Below are 6,634 nucleotides of genomic sequence, written 5' to 3'. Positions count from 1 at the left end.
GGCCGAGCGCGCAGCTCGCGGTCAACGTCACCGGCTTTTTCGGCGAGGAGACGCTGGGCGGACAGGCCACGGCGCGGCTGAGCGCCTCGTTTTGAGGATTCTGCCGGGTGACTGCCGGGCGACTGCCGGCCCTATTGCGGCATCGGCAGCGACAGGTCGGGCGCCCGCTCGATCAATTGCGTCGTGACGCTATGGAAATTCGACGCCTTCATCTCGTAGACCGCCTTGACGATGAAGCCGTCCGGATCGACCCAGTATGCGTGGTGGTTCTCGGTCCTGAAATTCTGCAGCATGTCGAAATCGGCTGCCACCGTCTGGAGGGTGACGCCGTCGAGCTCTTCCTCACCGCACACGGCGTTGCGCGTCGTCGCCGCGTTCTCCGCCATGGCTTCCTTCGCGCCGTCGGCATTGCCCGCGCTGTCGATGTCGCGCAGCTTCGTCCAGGTCGCGCCCTTGTCGGCCGAGGTGTACATCACGTCGGCATAGGCCAGCACCCAGGGCTGGCCGGCCGGCTCGATGACCTCGGTCATCCAGTGATCCGGCGTAACCTGGTAGGACCAGTTGGTGGAGGCCGGCGCGCCGGCGATCTGCTGGGTGACGTGGATCTTCACCGGACCGACCGAATTGCCCCCGACGAGCAGGCGCACGAACGTCTCCTCGCAGGTTTCGGCGGCGGCGGGCAGCACGGCGACCGAGGCGCACAGGGCGGCGAGAAACAGGCGTGACATGGGCATGACCTCCTCCGGGGCGCGACGACCGGCCTGCCATCTGGCTACACAATTTCGAGGGGGCCGGCAAAGGAAATGCCGGCGTCCGGCCGCCTACCCGCGCGACATCGCCATGCGCAGGCGGTCGACAAGCCCCGACAGGCGCTCGTTGCGCTTGATGGCGGCCTTCGCCGCGACGCCGAGCGTCAGGGCGAGGTAATGGGCCAGAGCGACCGGATTGACGAGATGGGTGCGCGCGCGCAGCGGCACGACGTCGGGCTCCCAGTCGCGCTTGTAGGAAAACGCGCCCGGGCCGAAATCGTAAACGCGCATGCCCGCCGCATGTGCCCGCGCCATGATGCGATGCTGCAGCAGGAGGCCGGGCGAATATTTCGCGCATTCGCCGCCCGCATGCACGGTGTTGAGGAGATATTCCGCCCGCCCGTGCCGCGCGCTCATCGCCACGGCGATGCGGTCGGTGCCGGACGCCAGTTCGTCGACGACGAAGGCGCGGTCGTCGGCGGCCAGCGCATGGTAGAAATCGCGCACATGCTTCGGCTCGAACGGGCTCGACCGGCCTGTGGCGGACAATTGGCGGCGCTTTTCGTCGAAGAACCAGTCCATCGACGCGCGGCGCGCTTCCGTCTCCTCCGGTTCGGCGAAATCCGCGCCGCATTCCTTTTCCAACTTGCGCTGCTTGCGCTTGATCCCCGACACGGTGCGGCCGGAGAACAGGCGCCGGTATTGCGTGTCGTAATCCTCTTCCAGCGCCAGCACGAAGGTGTCGTTGGCCGTCACACTCGTGCGGCTTCCGGTGGCGAACGGGTTGTCGCGGCCCGCCCAGCGCGTTGGCTGCCGGTCGAGATGCACGATCGACGCGCCGACCCGGCGGGCGATCTCCGTGACGAGGCCTTCCACCGGCCAGACGCTCGCCGTCTCGAACGCCTCGTCGGCGAAGAGGCCCATGCCGTAATTGGAATGCGACTGGCCGAGCCAGCACAGAAGCTTCACGCCCGCGAGCCGCGTGACGGCCACGGGCAGGATGAAGGAGATGACGCCGTCACGGCGCCCGACCGCGAAGACCGGCTCCTCGCCGCTCGCCGTCGCGGCGATGCGGACCCATTTGGAGACGTAGTCCCAGCCCTGGAACAGCGACACGGTGCCGCCCGCCTCCAGCGCGCGCCAATCGGCCTCCAGCCCGGCAAGGCTGGTCTGCAGGGCGACCTGGTGGCCCGCCCACTCGAAACCCGCCGGCGCGCGCGCCGCGTGATCGACCTCGAGGTCGCCCGTCAGGGTTACGGTTGCCATTGCGGCCTCGCCGCGCCGCCATCCGACGGCTTGGGCTTGAACAGGTCCGTCATCAGGCCACGGCCCCTGGACCCGGCGAAACGCAGCCAGCGATAGGCGGTCCAGGCCGGCCCGGTCTCCAGCGCAAGCCGCCTGGCGTTGAGCGAGACGCTGCGCGAATGGGCGTCGGACGCGCGCTTGCGCTCATTGGCGTAGAACTCGGCGATCCGCGCCGCCGGGATGCTGTCCGCGGCAAGCCAGCCCGGCACGTGATCGGCACACAGGCGCACGGCGTCCACCATCGCCTTGCTCGCGCCGGTGCCGCTGACAGGATCGGCCGTCGACCAGGCGTCGCCGATCAGCACCAGTCCGGGCCGCTCGTAATCGACGGCGTTCACCAGGTCGACGGGACGCAGCTTCGGCATGTCGAGCACCTCGAACTCGCCGGTCAGGCGGCGCAGGCGCGGCATGCATTCGTGCAGCAGCGTGACGGGATCCTCGCGGAACCGGCCGAGCCAGGGATCGCCCTTGTCGCGATAGACGAAGAGATTGCCGCGCAGCCGCGTCGGCATCGGGAAGATCGTGAAATAGGCGACGCGGTGGCGCGGATGCTCGCCGAAATAGGTCAGGGAATCGAAGTCGAACCGGTCGCGCCCGACGGGCTTGACGTCGAAGCCGATCGAGATCGAATGGCACTTGGCGGCGGTGCGGCGGCCGATGCCGAGCGCCGTCAGCAGGCTGGCGTTGAGCCCCGTCGCGGCGACGACGAGCCGGGCCTCGATCGTCGAATTGTCACCGAGAACCAGGCTCGATCCGGCCTCGCCCAATTGCGCATCGACGACCTTGTCGTTGACGAAGGTGACGGTGTCGGGAACCATGTCGCGCATGGCGTCGACCATGGCGGCGTAATCCATGCCGTATTCGACCGAGGGGCGCTTCTCGACAAGGTGGCCCTGCCTGGCGACCCAGATCGTGTCGTAGCGCCGGCCGGCCTGGGCGACCTGGTCCAGGAACCCCGCCTCGCTCAGCGCCTCGATATGCGCGTGCTCGAGCTTTTCGGCCCGGAACTCCGGGTTGGCGCGGGCGAGCGGATCGACAAGGCAGGTCGAATAGCCGGCACGGCCCAGCATGGCCGCCGCCAGGGATCCGGCCGAGCCCGCTCCAATGATCGCCACATCATACCGATGCATCGCCGTCTTGTCCGTCACCGTTGAACACATGCGACATCTGGCATGTCGCGCTTAACTGGCAACTAATTGGAGGACCGAAACGGGCATTCCGCCGCGCGAACCGCGAAGCTGGTAAACGGCGTGTTGACGGATTGCATAAAATGCGAGGCATTCGATGGCAATCGGCCGTGCCGGATGCGACCGGCTCCCGAAACCAGATCGGCGCCGCAAAGGCGGCGCCGCTGGCTTCATGTGGCGTTCGATCGCTCAATCGAATGCGTTATTTTTCAGCATGATATGACGGCCTTCTCATCTTGCAGGTGAGCAATCGAATTACGCCATGCGGGGCCGGCGCATCGCGCCGAGGTTCAGACCGAGGAGCGCCAGCACGGCCAGATTGGCCACGCCGAACAGGCCCGAGGCGAGGAAGGCGAGACTGTAGGCGCCCGTCAGGTCGAACATCGCGCCGCCCAGATAGCCGCCGAGCCCCATGCCCGCCCAGGCGATGAACATCACCAGCCCGATCGCGGCGCCGAAGCCGCTCGCGGGCGCCTCGTCGCGCACGCACAGGATCAGGCAGGTCATGTTGCCGGCAAAGCCGAAACCGAACAGCGCCGACATGGCGAGGATCGACAGTTCCGACTGCAGCATCGGGAAGACGAGGATGCAGGCCGTCTGCATCGCCGAGGCGCAGGCATAGGCAAACAGGTTGCCCCATCGGTCGGCGACCATGCCGAAGCAGACGCGCCCCACCGCGCCGAACACCATCGCGACGAGCAGGCTGGTGGCACCGAAGGAGGTGGAGCCGCAGACCGAGCTGACGAAGCCCGCGAGATGGATCAGCGGCACGCCCATGCAGGCGCAGCACAGGAAGGCCGCCAGCGCGAGCGCCAGCAGGCGCGGCCGCGAGAAGACGCCGCCGCTTGCCGGGCCGCCCGTCCGGGCCGGTGCGACCGCGTTGCCGTGGCGCCGGCGCACGAGCATCCAGATCACCGACTGCAGGGCGAGCACCGCGAGGCCCAGCGCGACGAAGGCCTCGCGCCAGCCGAGGCCGGCGATGAGGCTTTCGGCGGCGAACGGCATGATGCCCTGCCCGAGCGCGCCGCCGGCGGTGACGATCCCCATGACCAGGCCGCGCCGGCTGTCGAACCATTCGCCGGAGGCAGAGACGAGCGGCGCGTAGAGGCAGCCGAAACCGGCGATGCCGAGGACGAGATGCGCCGCATAGAAGTGCCAGAGCGCCGTCGCCATCGACATCACAAAGAGCGGCAGAACGAGGAACAGGCCGCCGGAGGCGAGCAGGTAGCGGATGTCGATCCGGTCGGACACCCTGCCCCAGACCATGCCGCCGACGGCCATGCCGACGGCCGCCAGCGTGTAGCAGGTGCTGAGTTCCGATTTCGACCATCCGAACTCGCCCTGGAGCGGGCTGATGAAGACGGAGATCAGGGCAAGCGAGCCGAAGCCCGTCGCCATGCCGATGGTGGCGCCGAGCGCGGCCCTGACGCCGCCGCCGGCGACCCGATCGAGGGCGTTCGGGCCGGAGGGCCGGTCGAGTGTCGTTGCGATTGTCATCTTTTCTGCTCCGCTGCGGGCGGCAGGGTCGTGCCTGCGCCGTGATTCAAGATGCGCAGAGCCTGACGGTGGAGCGTTTCCGGGCGATGTCGCCGGTTTGGCGATCGGGTTTCGATTGCTTCGCGGCGGCGGGGGCGCCGGCAACAATCGAAACATTTGCAACCCGAATGCGCCTATAGCCGCGCCGCCCCTCCCGGTAGTTTCCGGCCATCCGCAAACCGCTATCCCAGGAGTTCCGTCATGGCCGGACCGCACAACACCATTCTCGAAACCATCGGCGGCACGCCCGTCGTGCGCATCAACAAGCTGGCGCCCGAGGGCGTCGATCTCTTCGTCAAGCTCGAGGCCTTCAACCCGCTGGGGTCCGTCAAGGACCGCCTCGCGCTCGGCATCATCGAGGCCGCCGAACAGTCCGGCGCGCTCAAGCCCGGCCAGACGGTCGTGGAAGCCACGAGCGGCAACACCGGCATCGGCCTGGCGATGGTCTGTGCCCAGAAGGGCTATCCGCTGGTCATCGTCATGGCCGAGAGCTTCAGCGTGGAGCGCCGCAAGCTGATGCGCTTCCTCGGCGCCCGCGTCGTGCTGACCCCGGCCGCCGCGAAGGGCACCGGCATGGTCGCCAAGGCCAAGGAGCTGGCAGACAAGCATGGCTGGTTCCTCTGCCGCCAGTTCGAGAACGAGGCCAATCCCGACATCCATTCGACCACCACGGCGCAGGAGATCCTCGCCGACTTCGAAGGCCGCCGCCTCGACTACTGGGTCTCCGGCTTCGGCACCGGCGGAACGCTGCGCGGCGTGTCGCGCGTGTTGAAGCAGCACCGCCCCGACACCAAGATCGTCGCCTGCGAACCCGACAATGCGCCGATGATCGGCAGCGGCATCCAGCAGGCCTATCGTGACGACGGCACCGCTGCCGAGAGCCATCCGATGTTCCGCCCGCACCTGATGCAGGGCTGGGCGCCGGACTTCATCCCGAAGCTGACGAATGACGCGTTCTCGGGCGGCGACGTCGACCATGTGGTGCCGATCGACGGCAAGCAGGCGCTGCACCTCTCGCGCCAGCTCGCCATCCAGGAAGGCATCTTCTGCGGCATCTCCGGCGGCGCGACGCTGGCGGGTGCACTGCAGGTCGCCGAACGCGCCGAGCCCGGCTCGACGATCCTGGCGATGATCCCCGACACGGGCGAACGCTATCTCTCCACGCCGCTGTTCGAGCATGTGGTCGAGACGATGAGCGACGAGGAACAGGACATCGCCGCCTCGACCCCGAACTTCCGCATCGGCGCGCCGGCGCCCGCGCCGCAGGCCGCCCAACCCGCCGCGGCACCCGCGCCGGGCCCGCAGCCGAAGCCGGAAGCGGTGGAACGGCTGGAGGCGCTGACCCATGACGACGACGAGCCGGTCGTGATGTTCGCGCTCGAATGGTGCGAGTTCTGCTGGGCGCTTCGGAAGTTCTTCGCCAGCCGCAACATCCCCTACAAGTCCGTCGATCTCGACTCGGTCGCCTGGCAGAAGGACAACATGGGCGGCGACCTGCGCGTGGCCCTGCATGCCAGGACCGGTCTGCCGACGATCCCGCAGGTCTTCATCGGCGGCAAGCATGTCGGCGGCTGCACGGAGACCTTCGACTATTTCCGCGAGGGCCGGCTGCAATCGATGCTTGAAGACATCAATGTCGGCTACCTGGAAAGCGTCGCGGGCGACCCCTACGAGTTCCTGCCCAAATGGGTGCATCCGCGCTGACGCAGAAGATCGCGAAGTTCTCCTAAACCCCGGCTTTGCCGGGGTTTTTTCATGTCCGGACTTGGCCGCAACAGGCTTTGAAACGCAGGCCGAAACAATCGAAACGCAGGGGGCCGTGGCGCGGTATCGGACTGAAACACGCCCCTTCTAGAA

General features: G+C 67.7%; 5 protein-coding genes. 1 reads left to right on the top strand and 4 read right to left on the bottom strand.

What is annotated here, in order from left to right; translation table 11 throughout:
• Nucleotides 1-131: 131 nt before the first annotated feature.
• The 4 genes from MRY80_RS12820 to MRY80_RS12805 all read right to left on the bottom strand — a co-directional run bounded on the left by MRY80_RS12820 (nt 132) and on the right by MRY80_RS12805 (nt 4,738).
• A complete protein-coding gene (locus MRY80_RS12820) occupies nt 132-734 on the bottom strand; it encodes a hypothetical protein (RefSeq protein WP_293291412.1) in 603 nt (200 codons plus the stop codon).
• 87 nt (nt 735-821) lie between these two features.
• Nucleotides 822-2,015 carry a GNAT family N-acetyltransferase gene (locus MRY80_RS12815; protein WP_293291411.1) on the bottom strand — a complete coding sequence of 398 codons (1,194 nt, stop codon included), beginning with the start codon at nt 2,013-2,015 and terminating at the stop codon, nt 822-824.
• Entirely contained in the window at nt 2,003-3,202 is a 1,200-nt protein-coding gene (locus MRY80_RS12810; protein WP_293291410.1) for an NAD(P)/FAD-dependent oxidoreductase, read from the bottom strand. Before MRY80_RS12810 ends, MRY80_RS12815 begins: the two co-directional genes overlap by 13 nt.
• 294 nt (nt 3,203-3,496) lie before the next feature.
• Nucleotides 3,497-4,738: an MFS transporter gene (locus MRY80_RS12805; RefSeq protein WP_293291409.1), complete on the bottom strand. Its 1,242-nt coding sequence runs from the start codon at nt 4,736-4,738 to the stop codon at nt 3,497-3,499.
• Between the two features lie 240 nt (nt 4,739-4,978).
• Between MRY80_RS12805 and cysK the strand changes: the two genes are divergently transcribed.
• Nucleotides 4,979-6,481 (top strand): cysteine synthase A, encoded by a 1,503-nt coding sequence (gene cysK, locus MRY80_RS12800; RefSeq protein ID WP_346433400.1) that lies wholly within the window; start codon nt 4,979-4,981, stop codon nt 6,479-6,481.
• Nucleotides 6,482-6,634 lie beyond the last annotated feature (153 nt).

The sequence above is a fragment of the Oricola sp. genome (genome assembly GCF_022763245.1).
GTDB lineage: Bacteria > Pseudomonadota > Alphaproteobacteria > Rhizobiales > Rhizobiaceae > Oricola.
Note: the sequence above shows the minus strand (reverse complement) of the source record. Positions and strands in the feature narration are given on the sequence as shown.

Coding starts and splice junctions, on each gene's coding strand:
- MRY80_RS12815 (WP_293291411.1), bottom strand. CDS start 2,015: ATGGCAACCGTAACCCTGACGGGCGACCTCGAGGTCGATCACGCGGCG.
- MRY80_RS12820 (WP_293291412.1), bottom strand. CDS start 734: ATGCCCATGTCACGCCTGTTTCTCGCCGCCCTGTGCGCCTCGGTCGCC.
- MRY80_RS12805 (WP_293291409.1), bottom strand. CDS start 4,738: ATGACAATCGCAACGACACTCGACCGGCCCTCCGGCCCGAACGCCCTC.
- cysK (WP_346433400.1), top strand. CDS start 4,979: ATGGCCGGACCGCACAACACCATTCTCGAAACCATCGGCGGCACGCCC.